At 30.6% G+C, this 22986-nt stretch carries 20 protein-coding genes; 10 read left to right on the top strand and 10 right to left on the bottom strand.

Annotated features, from left to right (window positions below):
- The first annotated feature begins 121 nt into the window (after nt 1-121).
- Nucleotides 122-661: a hypothetical protein gene (locus tag ABNT61_RS01960; protein ID WP_348725661.1), complete on the top strand. Its 540-nt coding sequence runs from the start codon at nt 122-124 to the stop codon at nt 659-661.
- Between the two features lie 238 nt (nt 662-899).
- Entirely contained in the window at nt 900-1412 is a 513-nt protein-coding gene (locus tag ABNT61_RS01955; RefSeq protein WP_348744633.1) for a hypothetical protein, read from the top strand.
- Between the two features lie 55 nt (nt 1413-1467).
- Here the strand turns inward: ABNT61_RS01955 and lon are convergent, their stop codons facing one another.
- Nucleotides 1468-3921, bottom strand: a complete 2454-nt coding sequence (lon, locus tag ABNT61_RS01950; RefSeq protein ID WP_348711702.1) for an endopeptidase La — start codon at nt 3919-3921, stop codon at nt 1468-1470.
- A 220-nt stretch (nt 3922-4141) separates the two neighbouring features.
- Here lon and ABNT61_RS01945 point away from each other — a divergent pair, with 220 nt between their 5' ends.
- Both ABNT61_RS01945 and ABNT61_RS01940 read left to right on the top strand, forming a co-directional pair.
- A complete protein-coding gene (locus ABNT61_RS01945; RefSeq protein ID WP_348744632.1) occupies nt 4142-4819 on the top strand; it encodes a tetratricopeptide repeat protein in 678 nt (225 codons plus the stop codon).
- A gap of 4 nt (nt 4820-4823) precedes the next feature.
- Complete coding sequence (locus ABNT61_RS01940; protein WP_348744631.1) at nt 4824-5351, top strand: YfiT family bacillithiol transferase; 528 nt, start codon at nt 4824-4826, stop codon at nt 5349-5351.
- 1 nt (nt 5352) lies between these two features.
- On the opposite strand, the gene ABNT61_RS01935 is transcribed toward ABNT61_RS01940, so the two are convergent.
- From ABNT61_RS01935 to pheT, 3 genes are read right to left on the bottom strand one after another with little or no spacing between them, the layout of a single operon-like run.
- Nucleotides 5353-5973 carry a LysE family translocator gene (locus ABNT61_RS01935; protein ID WP_348744630.1) on the bottom strand — a complete coding sequence of 207 codons (621 nt, stop codon included), beginning with the start codon at nt 5971-5973 and terminating at the stop codon, nt 5353-5355.
- 3 nt (nt 5974-5976) lie between these two features.
- Nucleotides 5977-7011 (bottom strand): quinone-dependent dihydroorotate dehydrogenase, encoded by a 1035-nt coding sequence (locus tag ABNT61_RS01930; RefSeq protein ID WP_348744629.1) that lies wholly within the window; start codon nt 7009-7011, stop codon nt 5977-5979.
- Between the two features lie 45 nt (nt 7012-7056).
- Nucleotides 7057-9483, bottom strand: coding sequence for a phenylalanine--tRNA ligase subunit beta (gene pheT, locus ABNT61_RS01925; RefSeq protein WP_348711696.1), 2427 nt, complete (start codon nt 9481-9483; stop codon nt 7057-7059).
- Between the two features lie 198 nt (nt 9484-9681).
- Between pheT and ABNT61_RS01920 the strand changes: the two genes are divergently transcribed.
- Nucleotides 9682-12543, top strand: coding sequence for an endonuclease (locus tag ABNT61_RS01920; RefSeq protein ID WP_348744628.1), 2862 nt, complete (start codon nt 9682-9684; stop codon nt 12541-12543).
- 66 nt (nt 12544-12609) lie between these two features.
- Here ABNT61_RS01920 and ABNT61_RS01915 read toward each other — a convergent pair whose 3' ends face one another.
- Genes ABNT61_RS01915 through ABNT61_RS01890 form a run of 6 tightly spaced genes read right to left on the bottom strand, consistent with a single transcriptional unit; the run spans nt 12610 to nt 18148 of the window.
- Nucleotides 12610-13023 carry a hypothetical protein gene (locus tag ABNT61_RS01915; protein ID WP_348744627.1) on the bottom strand — a complete coding sequence of 138 codons (414 nt, stop codon included), beginning with the start codon at nt 13021-13023 and terminating at the stop codon, nt 12610-12612.
- Nucleotides 13024-13079: 56 nt separating this feature from the next.
- Nucleotides 13080-14033: a MoxR family ATPase gene (locus ABNT61_RS01910; RefSeq protein WP_348744626.1), complete on the bottom strand. Its 954-nt coding sequence runs from the start codon at nt 14031-14033 to the stop codon at nt 13080-13082.
- Between the two features lie 6 nt (nt 14034-14039).
- Nucleotides 14040-15413, bottom strand: coding sequence for a peptidylprolyl isomerase (locus ABNT61_RS01905; RefSeq protein WP_348744625.1), 1374 nt, complete (start codon nt 15411-15413; stop codon nt 14040-14042).
- Nucleotides 15379-16251 carry a hypothetical protein gene (locus ABNT61_RS01900; RefSeq protein WP_348744624.1) on the bottom strand — a complete coding sequence of 291 codons (873 nt, stop codon included), beginning with the start codon at nt 16249-16251 and terminating at the stop codon, nt 15379-15381. The genes ABNT61_RS01905 and ABNT61_RS01900 overlap by 35 nt, the downstream gene beginning before the upstream one ends.
- Nucleotides 16252-16257: 6 nt before the next feature.
- Nucleotides 16258-17862: a peptidylprolyl isomerase gene (locus ABNT61_RS01895; RefSeq protein ID WP_348744623.1), complete on the bottom strand. Its 1605-nt coding sequence runs from the start codon at nt 17860-17862 to the stop codon at nt 16258-16260.
- A gap of 4 nt (nt 17863-17866) precedes the next feature.
- On the bottom strand, nt 17867-18148 hold the full coding sequence (locus ABNT61_RS01890; RefSeq protein ID WP_348744622.1) for a DUF493 family protein: 282 nt from the start codon (nt 18146-18148) through the stop codon (nt 17867-17869).
- 122 nt (nt 18149-18270) lie between these two features.
- Between ABNT61_RS01890 and ABNT61_RS01885 the strand changes: the two genes are divergently transcribed.
- The 5 genes from ABNT61_RS01885 to ABNT61_RS01865 all read left to right on the top strand — a co-directional run bounded on the left by ABNT61_RS01885 (nt 18271) and on the right by ABNT61_RS01865 (nt 22975).
- Nucleotides 18271-18801 carry an ATP-binding protein gene (locus tag ABNT61_RS01885; RefSeq protein WP_348741726.1) on the top strand — a complete coding sequence of 177 codons (531 nt, stop codon included), beginning with the start codon at nt 18271-18273 and terminating at the stop codon, nt 18799-18801.
- Nucleotides 18802-20688, top strand: a complete 1887-nt coding sequence (locus ABNT61_RS01880) for an ATP-dependent DNA helicase RecQ (RefSeq protein WP_348744621.1) — start codon at nt 18802-18804, stop codon at nt 20686-20688.
- Nucleotides 20689-21633, top strand: coding sequence for a methionyl-tRNA formyltransferase (gene fmt / locus ABNT61_RS01875; protein ID WP_348744620.1), 945 nt, complete (start codon nt 20689-20691; stop codon nt 21631-21633). It begins immediately after the preceding gene.
- 183 nt (nt 21634-21816) lie between these two features.
- Nucleotides 21817-22089, top strand: a complete 273-nt coding sequence (locus ABNT61_RS01870; RefSeq protein WP_348711681.1) for an HU family DNA-binding protein — start codon at nt 21817-21819, stop codon at nt 22087-22089.
- A 115-nt stretch (nt 22090-22204) separates the two neighbouring features.
- A complete protein-coding gene (locus ABNT61_RS01865; protein ID WP_348741723.1) occupies nt 22205-22975 on the top strand; it encodes a pentapeptide repeat-containing protein in 771 nt (256 codons plus the stop codon).
- Nucleotides 22976-22986: the final 11 nt, after the last annotated feature.

The raw sequence follows: 22986 nt of genomic DNA, 5'->3' as shown, positions 1-22986 counted from the left end.
TAACATATGTTTATTTTTATAGTTAAAAAAATAGCATATTCACAAATTGTTGATAAATTAATTTGTTAGCATACAGAATTTTACATACTTTCGTGGGGTAAATCCCTTATTCCCCTAAATTATGTATAGAAATATTTTTATACTTCTAGTTATCATTTCATTCAATTTTTCTAACGCTCAACAGCAAAATTCTAACTCAGATCTTATTGAGAATGCTTTAGTAAAAGCTCAGAAAGAAAACAAACATGTATTTATTAATTATTTATCATCTTCTTGCAAAGTAAGTGAAAAGATGAAATCTTTAATGAATACAGACTCTTTTAAACAGGTTTTTGCTTCTAATTATGTTGTTGTGAACATTACTGTATCGAAAGAAGAAACATCAGATTTTGTGCACTGCTCAAATCCAGTTAAAGCTTTTGGAGAAAGTAATTGTGATTCTGTACAATTTCCATTTTGGTATGTACTAGATAAGTCTGGAAATTTTGTAGCTACCTCTTTTGTAGACGGTGAGCAAAACATAGGTTATCCTAACAAGGAAAATATGGATAGTTTTCTAGCCATTATTAAAAACACATCAAATTTTACTGAATCAAATTTGAAACTAATTAGTAATTCTTTTTTCAATAAGAATAACCAACAACTTTACACTAGTAAATAATTTTCCTTACAATTAACTATCAAAAATAGGCTTCCAATCGGAGGCCTTTTTTATTTACAACAACAAAACAACTACCTGTTTTACAACAAAATAAACTCAAAAAATAGCCTTTAAAAATGCTACGTTCTAAGGCAAGTTTCTTTCGATTAACCGTTATAAAGTATAGATGAGCTAACGTACTAAAAATCATATTTTTAGCTAAATTTAATACATACTAATCCTCAAAATTATATTACATATGTATAAATTAATTACTCTATTACTAGTTCTAATTATCACTCCACTAAATTCTTTATTTGCACAAAATAGTAAAGAACGAATTGAAAAAGCTATTGTAAAGGCTAAAGAAGAAAACAAATATGTATTTGTCAATTATACCTCGAAATCCTGTGAACTCAGCGATAAATTTAAAGAGCAAATCCAAAAAGATGTTTGTAAAGAACTATACGATAAAAGCTACGTAATTGTAAACGTTGAACTCTCTAAAGAGGAAGCTGAAAATTACTTAGAGACTAAAAGCATACGAAATAACAGTTTTCCTTTTTGGTATATTTTAGATGAGAATGGAAACTTTATTGATATCTCTATTGATATGAATGGAAATAATATAGGATATCCAACATCTAAAAAAATGGTAGATAAATATGTTAAGATTCTAGAGAAAACTTCTAAAATGTCCGATAAACAATTACATATGATTGCCAACTCTTTCCATAAAGCAAATAATGAATACTATTACTCTAGCAAATAATACAGCCTATGACATAACTTTACTCTACAAAAAAACTCCCATTCGGGAGTTTTTTTTATAACTTTTTAGCATTCTTTACTTTTTGCTTTGTAAGAGCAATATCAATAACATCACTCATTTCTGTTACATAATGGAATTTCAATCCTTTTAAGTAACTCTCCTTAATTTCATCAATATCTTTCTTATTATCTGCACAAAGAATTATCTCTTTAATATTTGCTCTTTTAGCAGCTAATATTTTTTCTTTAATTCCACCTACTGGTAACACTTTACCTCTTAACGTAATCTCTCCAGTCATCGCTATTTTATTCTTCACCTTACGCTGCGTGAATACAGAAACTAAAGAAGTTAACATGGTAACCCCCGCACTTGGTCCATCTTTAGGAGTTGCTCCTTCAGGAACATGAATATGAACATCATAATTGTCTAAAACCTCTGGTTTGATACCAAACTCTTCCGCATTTGATTTTATATACTTCATTGCAATTGTTGAAGATTCTTTCATTACAGTTCCTAAATTACCCGTAATAGAAAGATTCCCTTTTCCTTTAGATAAAATAGATTCTATAAATAAAATATCTCCACCAACACTTGTCCATGCTAAACCAGTAACAACACCTGCTGTATCGTTATTTTCATATTTATCACGTTCTAATCTTGCTGGGCCTAAAATTGTTTCAATATCTTCATTTGTCAATGCCACATTATACTCATCTTCCATTGCAATTGACTTGGCAGCATAACGTACTACTTTCGCAACTTGTTTCTCTAATCCACGAACTCCAGACTCTCTAGTATATCCTTCTACAATTTTCTCGATTTGAGATTTTCCTAACTTTAAATGCTCATCTTTTAATCCGTGTTCTTTTAATTGTTTAGGTAACAAGTATTTCTTGGCTATTTCTACCTTTTCTTCAATAGTATATCCAGTTACATTAATAATCTCCATACGATCTCTTAATGCCCAAGGAATTTGATTAATATTATTTGCTGTTGCTATAAATAATACCTTTGAAAGGTCATAACCAACTTCTAAATAATTATCGTAGAACTCAGTATTTTGCTCTGGATCTAAAACTTCTAACATTGCTGAAGACGGATCTCCTTGATGACTTTGTCCTAATTTATCAATTTCATCTAATACAAAAACAGGATTTGAAGTACCAGCCTTTTTTAAATTCTGAATTAAACGACCAGGCATCGCACCTATATATGTTTTTCTATGTCCTCTAATCTCTGCTTCATCTCTCAATCCACCTAAAGACATTCGTACATATTTTCTTCCTAATGCCTCTGCAACAGATTTACCTAAAGAAGTTTTACCCACACCTGGAGGTCCGTATAAACATATTATTGGAGATTTCATATCTCCACGTAGCTTTAATACAGCTAAGTGTTCTATGATACGTTCTTTTACCTTTTCTAAACCAAAATGGTCACGATCCAATATTTTCTGTGCCTTTTTTAAATCGAACTTATCTTCAGAATATTCTCCCCAAGGTAATTCTAGTAATAACTCTAAATAATTACGTTGTACACCATATTCAGCCATTTGAGGATTCATTCTTCGAAGTCTATTCACTTCTTTATCGAAGGTCTCTCCTACTTCTTTTGACCATTTTTTCTTTTTAGCCTGTGCTCTCATTTCCTCAAGTTCTTGATCATGAGAAACACCGCCTAACTCTTCTTGAATGGTTTTTAATTGCTGATGTAAATAATATTCTCTTTGTTGTTTGTCTAAGTCTGATCTAGTTTTAGATTGAATATCATTACGTAATTGTAACTTTTGTAATTCTTTATCAAGATTTTTTAATGTTAAAAGCGCTCTTTCTTTTAAACTATCTTTTTCAAGTAAAACTTGCTTTTGAGCAACACTTAAATCCATATTAGAGGAAATAAAGTTTACTAAAAACGAATTCGACTGAATATTCTTGATAGCGAAAGAAGCTTCTGATGGTAACATTGGATTTTCCTTAATTACATCTAAAGCTAATTCCTTGATGGATTCAATAATTGCATCAAACTCCTTCTGATCATCAATAGTTCTTTCTTCAATAGCTTCAGAAACTTTTGCTTTCATGTAAGGCTCTTGCTGAATCAACTCATTAATTTCAAAGCGTTTTTTACCCTGAATAATAACAGTTGTATTTCCATCAGGCATTTTTAACACTCTTAAAATCTGAGCAACAACTCCAGTGTGATAGATATCATCTAACGTTGGATCTTCTACTTCACTATTTCTTTGAGCAACTACACCTAATGTTTTATTCCCTTTGTTAGCGTCTTTTATTAATTGGATAGATTTATCTCTACCTGCAGTAATTGGAATTACTACTCCTGGAAATAAAACGGTATTTCTTAAAGGTAGTATTGGTAACTCACTTGGTACTTCTTCTTTATTGATAATCTCCTCGTCTTCTGGAGTTAATAAAGGAATTAACTCTGAATCTTCATTCAACATATCTTGTAAAGACAAGTTGTCCAAATGTATAATTTTTGATCTACTCATATCTTTTATATCTGTCAATATGACATTAAATATCTTACTTCAATTTTTATATATCAGAATAAAAAACCACAAAACACTTATATACAGTGAATTAATATTAAAACAGTTATCTATTCTACTATAGTAAGTCAATAGTTATGCCAACCAAATGAATTTAAGTCTTAAAGCTGTAACATCAAATAAAAAATTTCGTCTTATTTTTAATACTTAAATGAACTCTATGAAAGCTAAACTTTTTTTCTCACTTCTATGCGCAATTTTATTGATAAATTGTACCTCTAAAAAAAATGACCAAGACTTTATCAATAATGCTTCTGGTAGATACTTCTTTAATGCTGATGAAGTAATTGAAGTATTGTTTAAAGATCAAGAATTATACTTAAAATGGCGAAACTCTGATTTAAAGCCATTAAAAGTTAATGATAGTGTATTCTATGCCAAGGAATTAAATGAAAAACTCATTTTCAACACTAAGGAAAGTAAGATTGTTTTAGCTGAGAAAAGAGAACATGAAGGTGAAAAATTTACTTTTTTAAAGTTAAAAGACGGAGAAAAAACTCCTAGTGAATACCTTGAAGAAAACAATTATGAACTCGCATTAAAAGGATACAAACAAATTAAAGAAAGAGATAGTTTAAATCCTGTAATTAGAGAAAGAAATCTAAATCGAACAGGTTATAGTTATTTAAGAAATGACGATATGGAAAAAGCTATTTATATTTTTAAAATTAATACCGAATTATATCCTAGAAGTTCTAATACATTTGATAGTCTCGGAGATGCCTATAAGAAGCAAAAAGATACTGCAAAGGCTATAGAAAGTTATAAAAAAGCACTTAGTATAAATCCTGAAAATAGAAGTTCTAAAAGAAACCTAGAACGACTAACAAATAAGTAATAGCATGGAACATCTAAAATATCCAATTGGAAAGCCAGAAATACCCTCAGAAATACTTACAGAACATATTGAAAATTGGATTCAAGTAATTGAAGATTTTCCTGATAGACTTCAAAAATTAGTTTCCAATCTTAATCAAGATCAATTGGATACTCCTTATCGTGATGAAGGTTGGACTATTCGTCAAGTAGTACATCATTGTGCTGATAGTCATCATAATTCCTACACGCGTTTTAAGTGGACTTTAACCGAAGACAAACCTGTTATTAAGGCGTATTATGAAGAAAGGTGGGCAGAACTTCCAGATTCTAAAAATGGACCAATAGAGCTTTCATTAAACTCGCTAAAAACTTTACATGCCAAATGGGTTTACTTTCTAAAACTATTAAAACCAGAAGAATTAGAGCAATATTTTATTCATCCTGATGGAAATGAAAAAGTAACCTTAAAAGAAAATATCGGTATTTATGCTTGGCATTGTAACCATCATTTCGCTCATATAGAAAATTTAGTAAAACGAATGGAATGGTGATTTAATCTGGAATTAAAATAAAAATTGCAATTCCCACAAACACTATAATTTGTAACCACTTTAGGAATACACCCACATTTTGGTTTCTCTTAATGAACTCAGAAATAGAGCCTGCTAAAATGGCTATTAAAGAAAATACAATAAATGAAACCAAAATAAAAATCCCACCTAACACATAGAATTGTATAACAGTAGAGATTGTTTTTGAAAATAAAAACTGTGGAAAGAACGCTAAGAAAAATATAGTAACTTTTGGATTCAAAATATTCATCCAAAATCCAGTTTTAAACAATTCGAATGTCGATTTCTTCTCTACATTCTCTGTAGAAAAAGCAATTTTTGCATCACTTTTATAGACTTTATAAGACAAATACAGCAAATAAGCTGCTCCGAATAACTTTATAATAAAGAAAATATTCTCATTAGTTCGTATAATTTCTGAAACACCAAACGCTATTAAAGTAGTATGAATTATACAACCTGTCATAAGTCCTAAAACTGTTGCAATTCCAAACTTCCTTCCATTTACAATACTTTGAGTTAATACAAAAATATTGTCAGGACCAGGAGATATAGCTAAAGCACCAGTAGATAACGCGAAAGAGATTAATATTTCTAACATGTATTAAGCTCTTTTTAAAATAGCCTTATTTATACGTTTTATTAAAGCTGGTCCTTCGTATATAAATCCAGTATAAATTTGAACTAAATCCGCTCCTGCATCTATTTTTTCTAATGCATCTTTTTCAGAATGGATACCACCTACTCCAATAATTGGGAATGATTTATTTGAATTATCCGATAAATATTTAATAACCTTCGTGCTTTTATCTTTTATCGGTTGACCACTTAATCCTCCATTTCCAATTTCTTTTAATCTCTCATCAGAAGCTTTTAATCCTTTTCTATCTACTGAAGTATTAGACGCAATTACACCATCGATTTTAGTATCAGCAACTAGAGTAATAATCTCATCTAACTGATTTGTATTTAAATCTGGTGCAATTTTTAATAGAATTGGTTTTTGAACAGATTTTGTATTATTAATTTTTTGAACTTCCGTAATTAACTCTTTTAAATAATCAGCATCTTCCAATTTGGCATGACTCGAAACATTCGGACAGCTTACATTCAACACAAAATAATCTACATGTGGGTGTAATTCTTCAAAACATAAAGTATAATCCGCAGTGTAGTCTTCTGGTTTAGTGGCTGTATTCTTACCAATATTACCTCCAATAATTACCTTTCCTTTATTCTTTTTTAACTGTTGTATCGCAGCTTCTAATCCTTCATTATTAAATCCCATTCGATTGATAATTCCTTTATCATCTTTTAATCTAAATAAGCGTTGTTTAGGATTCCCAACTTGACCTTTTGGAGTTACCGTTCCGATTTCTATAAAACCAAAACCAAAATCAGCTAACTCATTATATAATACAGCATTTTTATCAAAACCCGCAGCTAATCCTACCGGATTCTTAAATGTTAACCCAAATAAATTACGTTCTAATTTTTTATCATTAACTTGATATAACCCTCTAAAAATTCCACTCACAAATGGAATCCGTGAAAGAAACTTAACTAATGAAAATGTAAAATGATGAATCTTTTCAGGATCGAAAAGAAAAAAAATAGGACGAATAATTAATTTATACATTACTTACTTTTATTTTATAAAAAAAGCTCCCAAAAGGAGCTTATACTATCTTAATTCTGCACCAACATTCTTTTCGAATGTTTGCTGTAATTTTTGCATTATTTTATCAATCTGCTTATCGTTAAGTGTTTTGTTTTCATCTTGTAACACAAAACTTACTGCATATGACTTTTTACCTTCTGGTAAATTCTTTCCTTCATAAACATCGAATAAATCTACTTCTTTCAATAATTTACGTTCTGATTGGAAAGCTAAATTATATAATTCTTTAAATTCTACCTTTTGATCTAACAATAAAGCTAAATCTCTCTTTACTGCTGGGAACTTAGGTAAATCTGCTACTTTAATTTTCTTTTTACCAACTAATGGTAGAATTACATCCCATTTAATATCTGCAAATAACACTTCTTGTTTAATTGAGAATTCCTTTAAAATAGAACGTTTAACAACTCCAAAATCTACCAACTTCGTTTTTCCTAAACTAAGGGTAAGTCCTTCCGAGAATACATCAGATTTACTTGGAGATGTTTTTAAGTTTGTTAGTCCAACTCTTTCGAATAAACTTGAGATTACTCCTTTTAAATAGAAGAAATCAGAAGCTGTATTCGCTACTTTCCAAGAATCTTTTACTCTGCTTCCCGTAACAAATAAAGTTAAATGCTTTTGTTCTTCATATCCACTTTCAAATTTGTGGTATGTTTTACCAAATTCAAAGAATTTTAAAGCATTATTCTTTCTGTTAATATTATATGCGATGCTCTCTAATCCGCTAAATAATAAAGACTGTCTCATTACCTTTAAATCACTACTTAAAGGATTCAACATTTCTACATTAAAGTTAGCATTTAAGTCTTCAGATAAAGAGATATAATCTTCTTTAGTTAAAGAATTTGACATAGTTTCATTGAAACCAATTGATACTAATTGGTTTGCAATGGTATTCTCAACTTTAACTTGTTTATCATCATCAAAAGAAATTGATGCATTCAATTTGTGTGAGAATTCAATGTTATTATATCCGTAAACTCTTAAGATTTCTTCAATAATATCAGCTTCTCTTTGAACATCAACTCTATAAGAAGGAATTACTAAACCTAAACCAGCTTCAGTAACACTATTAATTTTAATTTCTAAAGATGCTAAAATATTCTTTATTGTTTCTTTTGGAATTTCTTGACCGATTAATCTGTACACACTATCAAAAGATAAGAATACTTCAAAATCCTTCACTTTTTCAGGAAAGAAATCTAAAATATCAGAAGACAATTTTCCACCAGCGTATTCTTCAATCAATAAAGCTGCTCTTTTTAATGCATACTTTGTTTGATTGATATCAATTCCTCTTTCAAAACGGAAAGAAGCATCAGTATTTAATCCATGACGTTTAGCTGTTTTACGAATAGCAACCGGATTAAAATATGCACTTTCTAAGAAAACTGTTGTCGTATTTTCCGTAACTCCAGATTTTAATCCCCCAAAAACTCCACCAATACATAACGGGTTATCTTCAGCATCACAAATCATAATATCTTCAGCAGATAACTCTCTTTCAACTTCATCTAAAGTCACAAATTTAGTTCCCTCTTCTAAAGTTTTGACTACAACTTTATTTCCTCTAATTTTAGAAGCATCAAAAGCATGTAAAGGCTGACCAAGTTCATGTAATACGTAGTTCGTAATATCAACTACATTATTCTTTGGTGCAATTCCAATGGCTTTTAATCTATTTTTAATCCACTCTGGAGATTCTTTAACTTCAACATCTGTAATTGTAATTCCACAATATCTAGGAATTAGCTCTTTATTTTCAACTTCAATGTCGATCTTTAATCGTCTTTCATCAACATGAAAATCTGAAACAGAAGGAGAAATTAATTCAAGGTTTACATCTTTTTGCATTAAACCTGCTCTTAAATCACGAGCAACACCATAATGACTCATAGCATCGGCACGGTTTGGTGTTAATCCGATTTCAAAGACATGATCCGTTTCAATTTTAAACACATCAGCACATGGAGTTCCTGGTACCAAATCTTCCTTTAAAATCATAATACCATCATGACTATTTCCTAGACCAAGTTCATCCTCAGCACAAATCATTCCATGACTTTCCTCACCTCTAATTTTACCTTTCTTGATTTTGAAACCTTCTCCTTTCTCATCATATAACATTGTACCAATTGTCGCTACAGGTACTTTTTGTCCAGCATCAACATTTGGAGCTCCACAAACTATTTGTACAGGTTCACCTTGACCAAGATTTACAGTAGTTACTTTTAACTTATCCGCATTTGGGTGTTTTTTACATGTTAACACCTCTCCTACTACTACACCTTTTAAGCTACCTTTAATACTTTCTTTTAACTCAATACCCTCAACTTCTAACCCAAGATCAGTTAGTAATTCTCCTGTTTTTTCAGGAGACCAGTCTAATTGTAAAAATTGTTGTAGCCAGTTATATGATATCTTCATTTTGTTTTTTCCTCTTTTGGCTTGCAAATTTACACTTTTCTATAGAAATAACGTCTAATTTTCCTTACATATACTCTTATAAGTTGATTTTCATTGATTTGCTAATAACTTTGTTGATAACTTCTATATTCATAATGTTTTGTTAATATTTTGTTAACATAGGATCGGGAAATTTGCTCGGTTTTAATAAATAAATAAATGAAAAAATTACTACCCTTACTTTTATTGATAGTGTCTCTATCAATAGAAGCTCAAATTCCGTCGTACTACAACGATGTAAATTTGAACTTAAGCGGATCTGCTTTAAAAGACGAACTAGCTACAAAAATCATTTCAACACACACTAACTTTTTAAGTTATACTCCAGGTGTTTGGAATGCATTAAAACAAACAGATTTGGATCCAACAAACTCTTCTAGAGTACTATTAATTTATGGATGGAATGACACAGATTCTGACATCACAAATGATAGAACAAGAGGAAGAGACGATAATGGTGGAGGATCTGGTGTTTGGAACAGAGAACATGTGTATTCAAAATCTCTTGCAAGTCCAAATTTAGGAACTTCTGGCCCTGGTGCAGATGCTCATAACTTGAGACCATGCGATGCACAGAGAAACTCTTCTAGAAGCAATAGAAAATTTGCGGCTGGAAGTGGAACTCCTTCTTACATTACAGCACAAGGACATTGGTTTCCTGGTGACGAATGGAAAGGTGATGTTGCAAGAATGATGATGTATATGTATTTGAGATACGGAAATCAAACGTTACCAACTAATGTTGGAGTTGGAAATGCGGTTGTTACCGATCCAAATATGATCGATTTATTCTTACAATGGAATGCCGAAGATCCAGTTTCTGATTTAGAAAAACAAAGAAATCCTGTTTTAGAAACAGAGCAAGGAAATAGAAATCCTTTTATTGATAATCCAGCCTTAGCGACTCAAATTTGGGGAGGTCCACAAGCTGAAGATCTATTCGGAAGCACAGGTGGGAGTGATACTCAAGCTCCTTCTAACCCATCAGCTTTAATTGCATCTAATATTACATCAACTTCAGTTGATTTAGCTTGGTCTGCTTCAACAGATAATGTAGGTGTTACTGGATATACAATATACAATGGATCAACTCAAATAGGAACTTCAACATCTACTTCTTATAATGTTACAGGATTAACAGCAGGTACAACATATACATTTTATGTAAGAGCTTTTGATGCTGCAGCTAATACTTCAGGAAATAGTAATGGAGCAAATGTTACCACAACTACTGGAGGTGGAAGTGGTTCTGGAACTGCAACTGAATTAATTATTTCGGAATATGTTGAAGGATCATCTTATAATAAAGCGATTGAAATTGCAAACTTTACAGGATCAACAGTTGATTTATCTTCATACTCTTTAAGAAAGACTACGAATGGAAATAATTCATGGAGTAGTACTTTAAATCTTTCTGGACAATTAGCAAATGGACAAGTCTATGTTGTTGCTCATGGAAGTGCTAGTACAGCGATTACTGAAGCTGCTAACATCACAAATAATGGAGTTACAAATTTTAACGGAAACGATGCCGTAGCTCTATTCAAAAACAGCTCTTTAATTGACGTTGTCGGAACTCCTAGTAGTACTTCAAACTTTGGAAAAGATGTAACATTAAGAAGAAAATCTTCGGTTACTTCTCCAAACACAACTTATGCCACTTCTGAATGGGATACATTCGCAAGTAATACTTCATCTGGTTTAGGAACACATTCTATAGATGGCGGAACAGAACCAACTCCAGATACGCAAGCTCCAACAATTCCATCTAGTTTAGTTGCTTCAAATACAACTCAAACTACGGTAAATTTAGCTTGGAGTGCTTCTTCAGATAATACAGCAGTAACAGGATATGATGTTTACAGAGGATCTACTAAAATCGCAACAGTAACTTCAACAAGTTATAATGCAACTAGCTTATCTGCAAATACTACATACTCATTTACTGTTAGAGCTTTTGATGCTGCAGGAAATGTTTCAAATTCTAGTAATTCAGTAAATGTAACTACATTACCTACTCCTGATACACAAGCACCTTCTACTCCAACAGGATTAATTGCATCTAACACGACTCAAACATCTGTTAGTTTAGCTTGGAGTTCATCAACAGATAATACTGGAGTTACAGGATACGATGTTTATAGAGGATCGACTAAATTAGCTACGGTAACAACTACAAGTTATAATGTATCTGGTTTAACAGCGAATACAACATATTCATTTACAGTAAGAGCTTTAGATGCTGCTGGTAATGTATCTAATTCTAGTAATTCTGTAAGTGTAACCACTTTACCATCAAGTGTTTCTTATTGTGCTTCAATAGGAAACAACGTCAACTATGAATATATCGATAATGTTGCCATCGGTGGAATTTCTAACAGTACAAGTGCTAATGGAGGATACGGAAACTTTACAAGTCAAACTGGTAACTTATCTTACGGTAGCAATACAATTGTTGTAAGTGCAGGATTCACTGGATCATCTTATACAGAAAATTGGAAAGTTTGGATTGACTTTAATCAAAATGGTACTTTCGAAACTAGCGAAGAAGTTGTTTCTGGATCTTCTTCTAGTTCTGGTAATTTATCATACACATTTAATGTACCAACTTCTGCTAATGTAGGAGCAACAAGAATGAGAGTTTCTATGAAATGGAATGGAGCTCCAACAGCTTGTGAGACTTTCTCTTACGGTGAAGTTGAAGATTATACAGTAAATATTGGAAGTTCTGCTAGAATAGAATTCAATCCTTTAGCTGCTATTGAAATTGATGGTGAGCTTGGAAATGAAGAACCAATTTTTGACGCTACTGTTTATCCAAATCCAGCAGTAAATTTTGTGAACATTAATTTACGTGACGATAGAGATGCGACATATAGAATCGTAAACTATATCGGTCAAACGTTAGAAAGTGGTTCTGTTGAAAGAAGAATTGATCTTACTAATTTACAGACTGGTGTATATATTTTAGAAGTAAGCGATGGACAAAGATCATTTACAAAAAGAATTGTGAAAAAATAATCTATCACTATTTATAAAACTTAAAACTCGGAACAGCATTGTTTCGAGTTTTTTTTGTTTGTTCAATTACTCAAATGGTATTAAATCTGGATATACATATTTTCTTCTGGCCAGTTCTGAATTAATCAACTCTAGTGAATAATGTGCATAGATAAACTTTTTAAAATCAAATTTCAACAAAGGAAATTCTTCAATAAAATCGGTAAAACTATGGCTAGTTGATTTTTGAATAAAATGATTTATCACATTAAAAGAAGCAACAGTTAAAGTTGTATGAAACTTATCTTTAGCACCAACATGAATAACAAAATTTTTCAATTGGTTAAGTATATTAATCTGACCTTTTTCAGCACCATATTTCACAATATTTATCCATGCAAGTCTTAGATGTGCTTCATGAGTAAAATCTCCAGGATTTACTCTACAATTGATGAAATTTAATTCAAATTCATCATCTGAGGTGTCCAAATAATTTTTCATACTTAATATCTCTAGAGGATATAAGTATAATCATAAAATTTCAAATTATAAGAATTCTAGAAAAGAGAAGTAATAATTTCTTTAATTGTGATTCCTTCAGCTTCAGCTTTATAGTTCTTCACAACCCTGTGCGATAGAATAGGAACTGCAATTGCCTGCACATCTTCAATATCTGGAGAATACTTTCCATTCACAGCAGCATGGGCTTTGGCCGCTAAAATTAAATTTTGTGAAGCTCTAGGTCCAGCTCCCCAATCGATATAACTTTTTACTAAATCAGTAGCCAAATCTGAATTTGGTCTTGTTTTACCAACTAATGAAACCGCATATTCAATAACATTATCCGCAACTGGAATTTTACGAATTAGCTTTTGTATTTCAACAATTTCAGTTGCATTAAACAAAGCATTTACTTTCTGTTCGTTTAAAGATGTTGTACTTTTTACAACTTCTACTTCTTCCTCAAAAGATGGATAATCTAAATTGATAGAAAACATAAAACGATCTAATTGAGCTTCTGGTAAAGGGTAAGTTCCTTCTTGTTCAATTGGATTCTGAGTTGCTAAAACAAAAAACGGCAGGTCTAAATTGTATTGATTTCCAGCAATGGTTACAGATCTCTCTTGCATTGCTTCTAAAAGTGCAGCCTGTGTTTTAGGAGGAGTTCTGTTAATCTCATCCGCAAGAATAATATTAGAGAATATAGGTCCTTTAATGAAATTAAATTTTCTAGTTTCATCTAAAATCTCACTTCCTAAAATATCTGAAGGCATTAAATCTGGAGTAAACTGGATTCTATTAAATCCTAAACCTAAAGAGTTAGAGATCGTGTTGACTAATAAAGTTTTTGCCAAACCAGGAACACCAATTAAAAGCGAATGCCCTCCACAAAAAATGGATAATAAAGTGAAATTTACAGCTTCTTTTTGCCCTATAATTACCTTACCTATTTCTTGTTGTAACTGAGCGTACTTTTTAACAAGATTATCTACTGCTGCAACTTCAGACATACGTTTTTAGTTTTCTTTTTTCCAATTAGCTTTAAAAGTACACTTTTTATAGTCATCTCCAAGCTTAATATAAGTTTCTGATATTTTATCCTTAGACCATTTTTCAATAGTTTCCTCTTTCTTTTTCGTTAATGCTAACTGTTGAACTTTCACATAATCTTTTACTAAATCTGCAGTATGAGTGTTAGTTCTTGATTTCATCAAAATCAACATATACATCTTCTCTTGTGTTTTTGTTTCCTCATAGAAAACTTCAGAATATTCTCCTGTTTGCAATTCATTAACACGTCCATATAACGCAGGATCCATTCTAGTTAACTCCCATGTTGGTTCACCTGTATATGGGTTTAAATATAATCCTCCAAAATTCTTAGTTTCTTTATCTTCTGAATATTTTTTAACTGCTTCTTCAAACGTAATTTTCTTCTCTTCTAAATCTTTTCTGATTTTTTCTAATTCTTCTTTCGTTTCTTTCAACTTATTGTCAGACACTTCTGGTCTCATTAAAATATGAGAAACTTCTCTTCCTTTACCTTTAATCTTGTGTAATAAAACGATATGATATCCGAAATCTGTCTTAAAAGGTTCCGAAATCTGGCCTTCATCAAGAGTAAAAACAACTTCTTTAAATTCTTTGATAAAAGGAGTATCTTTTGTTACAGCGCCTAAGAAACCTCCGGTTTGCCCAACACTTGGCTCCTCTGAATTAATAATTGCCTTTAACTTAAAACTTGCTCCATCTTCAACTATTTGTCTTCTAATTTCAGTTAACTTATCTATAACTCTCTGCTCCTCTTCTTTTGTAGGTTCAGCTTTTAAAACAATTTGAGCCAATTGAACTTCAGCTGGAAACTCAGGTAATTCTCCTTTTGCTTCTAATCCATTAAAATACAATCGTACTTCTTCTGGAGTTACATCGACATCTTCTGTTACCTTTACTTGTTCTTTTTCAATTAAAGCATTTTCTTTTTGAACACGAGATAATTCCTTTTTTAAATCCTCTAAATCGTTAAATCCATAAGCTTTAACAACAGCATCAACATCACCATATTCCTGTGTAAAAAACTGAATACTTCTATCTACTCTAGAATCTATTTCTGATTTAGAAACTGTAACACTATCAACAACTGCATGATGCGCTAAAAGCTTTTGTTGCATTAATTCTTCTAACATTTCGCAGTCAGAAATTTTCACTTTTCCCTCACTTCGTAATTCAACTTCTTGCTTAAACTTAGCGATATCAGAATCTAAAACAATATTCTTTCCAACTACAACTGCTACACCATCTATTTTTACCTTTTGTGCAAAAACATTTAAACTTGCACACATTACAAAAAGTGAAAGACTAATACTCTTTAAATTCATTATTCTTAATTGCATCATTAATCAACGTTTTTTCTATATCTCTAACTAATTCTATCTTACGATTGTGTAAGATTAATTGTTTAATATTATTCTCAATATAACTTAGTGGAGCAATGTCGTTTCTCATTAGCACATTGTTCACAGCCACCAAATATACTCCTAAACTATCTTCCTTCTTAATGAATTTTGATATTTTTAACAATTTTTCTTTCGTTTCGTATCGAAATGGAGGAATTTTTTGAAGTAGTTTATCATATGTGATCCAAGTAGAATCTCTTAATTGATAATCTTTAAAGTTAATTGTTAAAGATTCAAGATCTTCTAAATCTTCTTCTTCTGTAGACTTAAACTTTTCAATAGCTTCGTCCTTATCTAAGAAATCATTACCAAAGTATACATACTTAATTTGAAGTAACTCTTCATTGAGCTTGAAATTGTCCTTATTTTTTTGGTAATAATCCTCTATTGAAGCTTCACTTATAATTGTGTCAAGTTGTTGTTTGATTAAAGTTTCCTTGTAACCATTTATATATAAACTTTGACGATAAGCTTTAATCAGTTCGTCAATTTTATTACTATTTACTTCAGATATATTTTCTTCAGCTCGTTGCAACAACAATTGCTGTTTAGCCCATGTATTGATATAACTTTTCGCTAAAACAATACTATCATTATCTGAAATGCCTTTTGGAATGACACTTTCTAACTCAGATAAATACAAATTTGTTTCCCCGACAGAAGCTACTACAGGCTCTTTCTTCTCCTCTTTTTTTGTGAATATATCAAACGACTTTATCTTGTCACAAGAACTCACAGAAAGGAGTACTGAAAAAAGTAGAACTAATTTTTTCACTTTAATTTATTGGTTGTAACGCTTTTTAAGCTTCTTTAAAACTTTCTTATTAATTTTAATTTTATTTTCCTTCTTTAAAGTAGCTAACCACTGCTCTTCAAGATACTTCTGGTAATCATTAATTACCTCCCCTTTTACTTTTGAAATATCTTCTGAGCTATAATTCTTTTTATTATTTTCAAAATAATTCGTTAATCCTTCATCGTCATTTTGAGAAGCGTCCCAAATTTTAGATTTCATTAAATCAAATAACAACAATCCATCCTTGTATTCTTGAAGTGTATTCTTGTATTCAGGATACAAATTAACTAAGTCTTCTTTGTAATAATTCAGAACTTTTTCATCCTCGAACTTACTCCAAAGGTTTTCTACACTTAAATACTTCTTATTCTTAATGTAATCCAAAAATTCTTTTAATGTAGCTCCTTGTTTTTCAACTGTTATAATAGCAGTATTTTCATCTGATTCTGGAAATTCAAAGTCTCTATCTTTAATTACACGATTCAATAAATCAGTGTTTTTAACGATTTTATACTTTAATTTTAAATCTGAAACTAATTTCTGAAGAGATAGTTTACCTCTGTTACTTGTTCTAATTCTAGCCTCTAATTCTGGTTTCAGTTCTTGAAAAGATTTTATTGGATAATTTTTAATCAACTTTACAATATGCCAACCATATCTAGTTTTAAAAGGCTTACTTACTTCTCCTTCCTTAGTTAAATTGAAAACCTCATTTTCAAAAGAAGGTACCATTCTTCCTGAAGAAAATCTTGGTAAAACACCTCCATTAGTTGCAGACCCTTTATCTTCTGAATATTTTTTAGCTATGTCTCCAAATGACTCTCCGTTTTGAATTTTCTTATACAAAGAATCAATTTTCACCTTTCCTATGATACTTTTATCTCTGGCTAAAATATGTGCTACTTCATAAGCTCCTTTTGAGTTTCTCTTATCTGTAACTTTTAATATGTGATATCCAAATCTTGTTTTAAATGGTTTAGAAACTTTACCCACTTCTGTAGCGTATGCAGCTTCTTCAAAAGGATATACCATTCTAAATGCAGAAAAATACCCCAAATCACCTCCATTCATTTGAGCAGAAGGATCATCAGAAAATTCTTTTGCCAACTCACCAAAGTCATCTCCTTTATCAATTCTTGTTCGAATTGAATCTAAGACATTTAAAATTTCAGTTGTGTCTCTTTTTGCTGTTTTTTTAGAATATGAAATAAGAATATGACTTGCTCTTACTTCTTCTTTTGTTCTATTGTAAGCTTGTTGAACAAGACTCTTCTTAAAATCTTCATCTTGAAGATAAGGAGTCATCAACTGATTTTTATAACTTCTATATTCGCTTTTGTAGTTTCTAGAAGTATCTAATTTAAGCTTGTAAGCCTCAATTAACTTAAGTTTGTAGTTAATAAAAAGATCTAAATTTTTATCGATACCTTTTTCACTATCGTTAATCTGATCTAGATTTTTTTCATAAACTCTTTTAAACTCAGAAACGTAAACTGGTTCTTCATTAATAGTAAGTAATACTTTGTCTTTTTGACCGTAACTAACTAGTACTAAAAACAAAGAAATAAATGTGATGATGCTGTTTTTCATAAAATTACAATGATATGATTCCTTCGATTTTCTCAGCCTCCTTATAATATGCTATAATTTCATCTGCACTTTTCATGTTTAAGTGAATAGAAACACTAACATATTTTCCTGTCCTCGATTTTTTTGTATTGATAACTGCTCCTCCCTTATCAAAAAGATCCTTTACTTGTTGTACTTGATCTCCATTAGAAGGAACGATAAATTTATATAAGTATTTTGTAGGAAACGTAGTTGTTTCCTCTAATTTGGTTTTTAATTTAATATAAAAAGCATCTCTGTCCGACATGTGATTCTTTTTGATTGTTAATTTAACTGTTTTTTTAGCTAAAAATATATCCTAAAAATTTACAGGAGAACAAAATTACACTATTTATTACATATAATTAACGAAACTTTTATTTTTGCCACATGCAAGAAAAAATTGTTTTTATTGGTGGACCAGGTACAGGGAAGTCTTCTGTGTTAAGGTTTTTAAAACGTCAGGGATTTAAATGTATGCCTGAAATTTCAAGGGAAGTGACTAAGAAAGCACAGGAAGAAGGAATAGAACAATTATTCTTAACAGACCCTATTTTATTTAGTACCAAGCTATTAGAAGGAAGGGAACAACAATTTATTGATGCTGAAAACTCTAATCAGAGAATAGTTTTTTTCGATCGAGGAATTCCAAGTATTCATGCCTATATGAGATATTTTGATACAGAATTTCCTTCTGTATTTTTAGAAAAAAGTGAAAAATATAAATACACAAAAGTTTTTCAATTTCTTCCTTGGAAAGAAATTTACAGGTCAGACAACGAACGCTACGAAACTTTTGAGCAATCTGAGACCATAAGTAAATTTTTAAATGAAGCATATTCAGAGCTCGGTTATGAAATTATAAATGTACCTTTTGATACTGTTAGGAACCGTTGTAATTTTATATTGAGCCACATGTAAATGTCAAATCCATTAGAAATATTAAAATCCTATTGGGGATTTTCTTCTTTTAGAGCTAAACAACAAGAAATTGTACATACAATTCTAGAAAAGAAAGATACCATTGCTTTATTACCTACTGGTGGAGGAAAATCAATTTCTTTTCAAGTACCAGCTATGCTTGTAGATGGTGTTTGTATCGTAATTTCTCCATTAATTGCTTTAATTGAAGATCAAGTCAATAATTTAAAAAATAAGGGAATAAAAGCTCTTAATATTCCCTCTGGATCTTCAGTTGATGAAATTGTAACCTTATTTGATAATATTAAATATGGTAGATATAAATTCCTATACCTTTCTCCTGAAAGATTACAATCAAAACTTATTCAAGAAAAACTTAAAGAATTAACAATTTCTTTTTTTGTTATAGATGAAGCACATTGTATTTCTGAATGGGGACATGATTTTAGGCCTTCCTACACCAAACTAAATGTTTTAAGAGAAATTGCTCCTGATACTAATGTTGCGGCTTTAACAGCTACCGCTACTAAAAAGGTACTAAAGGATATTGAAGATATTTTAGAATTAGATAATCCAAAAATTTTAAAACAATCTTTTAATCGCGATAATCTTTCTTACACCGTCATTAAAACTAATGACAAACTTTCAAAGCTTCAACAAATTTTCGGGAAATATAATAACCCGAGTATTATTTATGTTAACTCTAGAAAAAAGACGAAAGAACTTTCCAATTATTTAAATTACAACGGTTTTAAAAGCAGCTATTATCATGGTGGTTTATCTTTAACAGAAAAAAATGAAGCTTTTGAAAATTGGATGACAGAACAAACACCCATAATGGTGGCTACAAATGCCTTTGGAATGGGAATAGATAAAGGAAATGTAAAAACAGTTATACATTATAATATACCTTCTTCCGTAGAAAATTATGTTCAAGAAGCAGGAAGAGCTGGAAGAGATAAAGAAAAGGCTTTTGCTATATTATTAACTAATCCTTCAGATATAGAAAATGCCAAAAGTATTTTCGCACAATCTCAACCGTCAATATTAGAAATAAAAGAAATTCATAAAAAGCTATATCAGCATTTTCAAATTGCTTTAGGCGAAATAACAGATGAAAATTATAGCTTTAATATTTTACAATTTTGTAATAAATATGGTTTTTCACCAAGTAAAACTTTCAATGCATTACAATTATTGAACAATTATGGCATTCTAGATTTTCAACAAGGAAAACAAAAGACTTCCACCGTTCAATTTAAGGTTAGTTCTAATCAATTAATTAGTTATAAGGAAAATCAAAATCTAAAATCTAAATTATTAGATACTATTCTTCGAATGTATACAGGATTATTTGAAGCTGAAGTAAAGATTAATGAATTTTCAATAGCTAAAAAACTAGGGATTACTTCTTTTAAGGTAATAGAGTTATTAAAAAAGCTCGAGTCGGAAGAAATTCTTGATTATCATAAATCTGACTCCGATAGTGAAATAACATTTTTATTACCAAGAGAAGACAACAAAGCAATTAATAGGTATAGTAAAGAGATATCAAAGTTTTTAAAGTACAAATACAAGAAACTTGAAAACATTATAAACTATATTGAAAATGATACTATCTGTCGAAATATTCAGGTTTTAAATTACTTTGGACAAATATCAAATACCAATTGTGGAAAGTGTGATGTTTGTAAAAATCGAATTAGAACAAAGGATAATTTATCTCCATTGCTACTTAAAATTATTAGTAAAAAAGAGAATATATCTTTAAAAGAACTACAGCATGAACTTTCTTATCCTGAGCAGGATATTTTAATACATTTGCGAAAACTATTGGCTGAAGAAATAATAGGAATTACAAACTCAAATACTTACTTTATAAAATAGATGAAAGACTTACGAATTGTTTTTATGGGAACTCCAGATTTTGCAGTAACCATTTTAAAGAAACTTATTGAAGATAAATATAATGTTGTAGGTGTTATAACAGCTCCTGATAAACCAGCTGGAAGAGGAAGAAAGTTAAATCAATCTGCAGTTAAGAAATATGCGTTAACACAAGATTTACCAATACTACAACCGACGAACTTAAAAAGTGAAGATTTCTTGGCGGAATTGAAAGATTTGAATGTAGACTTGCAAATTGTTGTTGCGTTTAGAATGTTACCAACGGTTGTTTGGAAAATGCCAAAAGAAGGTACATTTAATTTACACGCCTCTCTCCTACCTGAGTATAGAGGAGCTGCGCCAATCAATTGGGCTATTATAAATGGTGAAACAAAAACCGGAGTAACTACTTTCTTTATTGATGATAAAATAGATACTGGAGAAATTATTTTAAAAAGTGAGATTGAAATTAAAGAAGATGAAATTGTAGGTGAATTACACGATCGATTAATGTATTTAGGTGCTGATTTAGTTACGAAAACAGTTGATCTTATTTCTTCAGGTGAAGTTAAAACAACAAAGCAACCAGAATTAGAGGAAAAAGCTGCACCAAAATTATTCCCGCATAATTGCAAAGTAGATTGGACTAAATCTGTTTCTGAAATATATAATCATATTAGAGGGTTAAATCCATATCCTGCCGCTTGGACGAATATAAAGAATGGTGAAAATGAAATTTCAGCAAAAATTTATGGTGTTGATAAAGAGCTTTCTGATCATAATTTAAAAGCAGGAACAATTGTTACCACCAAAAAGGAACTCAAAGTTGCTGTTAAGGATGGATATTTAATTATAAATGAGATTAAATTATCTGGTAAAAAAATGTTAGATATTCCTAGTTTATTAAATGGATATACCTTTGAGAAAGATGCCATCATGCTGTAGCCCACTATTCACGTGGGATAGGTGATTTCAACCTCTTTTTTATTGGGGTTATTAACAAATTGATACAACTTATTAACAAATCCTTGGTTTTTACCCCCCTAAACTTGCGCAATACCGCATTAAATCTATATTTGTTAAGCATTAATGCAAAAAACATTAATTAATTTTAAAAATCTATAAATTATGAACAAGTCTGATTTAATCGACGCGATGGCTGCTGACGCAGGAATTTCAAAAGCTGCTGCTAAAGCTGCTTTAGATTCTTTAACAAACAACGTAACTGGAGCTTTAAAGAAAGGTGATAAGGTTGCTTTAGTTGGATGGGGAACTTGGTCAGTTTCTAAAAGAGCTGCTAGAACAGGAAGAAACCCTCAAACTGGTAAAGAAATCCAAATCGCTGCTAAGAACGTTGTTAAGTTTAAAGCTGGTGCTGGGTTAAGCGATTCTGTAAACTAAGACTTAGTTTAAGAACATTATATAAAACGCTCGATTTTTATCGAGTGTTTTTTTTTTGTGTAACATTTCAAAAGTTGGTGTGTCTTTATAATAAAAACGAATTAAATTTAACATCATGAAATACATAACTACAATAGTAACCTTATTCTTTGCTACTGTACTTTTCTCTCAAAAAACAGTAGACGCTTCAGATATTTTAAATGATATAAAAAACGGAAAGGACGTAACAATTAGTAACGCAACAATAGAAGGTGTTTTAGACCTTACTTATATGGATGATGCTTTACCTTCTTTACCAAAAAGACGAAGATGGTGGAATAGCGGAGGATCAAATACCGTTGAAAAAGACATTTCCGGAAAAATTTCTTTTGTTAACTGTAAATTTAAAGATGATGTCTTAGCATACATTCCTCATGAAGACAGTGGATACACTTTTATTGCAAACTTTGAAAACGATGTTACTTTTAGAGATTGTACATTCGAAAGAAAAGCAATGTTTAAATACTCTGACTTTGATGAAAATGCAGACTTTAGTGGAACTAAATTCTTAGAAGATAGTACGTTTAAATATGCTGAATTTTCAAGAAACATCACTTTTGAGAACACTTTATTTGATGAACCTGCAACGTTTAAATATGCAGACTTCAGAAGATTCGTAAGCTTTGCTAATTCAGTATTCAAGGAAACGGCTATTTTCAAGTACACAAAATTTAAAAACGGAGTTTCTTTTAATAATGTAAAATTTGAAGAAGATTTAAATATCAAATACACTGAAGTTGATGGTAAATTTGATATAAAAAATATGGAAGTTGGTTATGATATTGATTCAAAATACACAAAAATCAACGGAAAAAGCTTTAATAAATATTTATTAAAAAGCAGATAAGCAAATAGATA

The organism is Tenacibaculum sp. 190524A05c (assembly GCF_964036595.1).
GTDB lineage: Bacteria > Bacteroidota > Bacteroidia > Flavobacteriales > Flavobacteriaceae > Polaribacter > Polaribacter platacis.
This window is presented reverse-complemented; position numbering and strand designations above follow the sequence as displayed.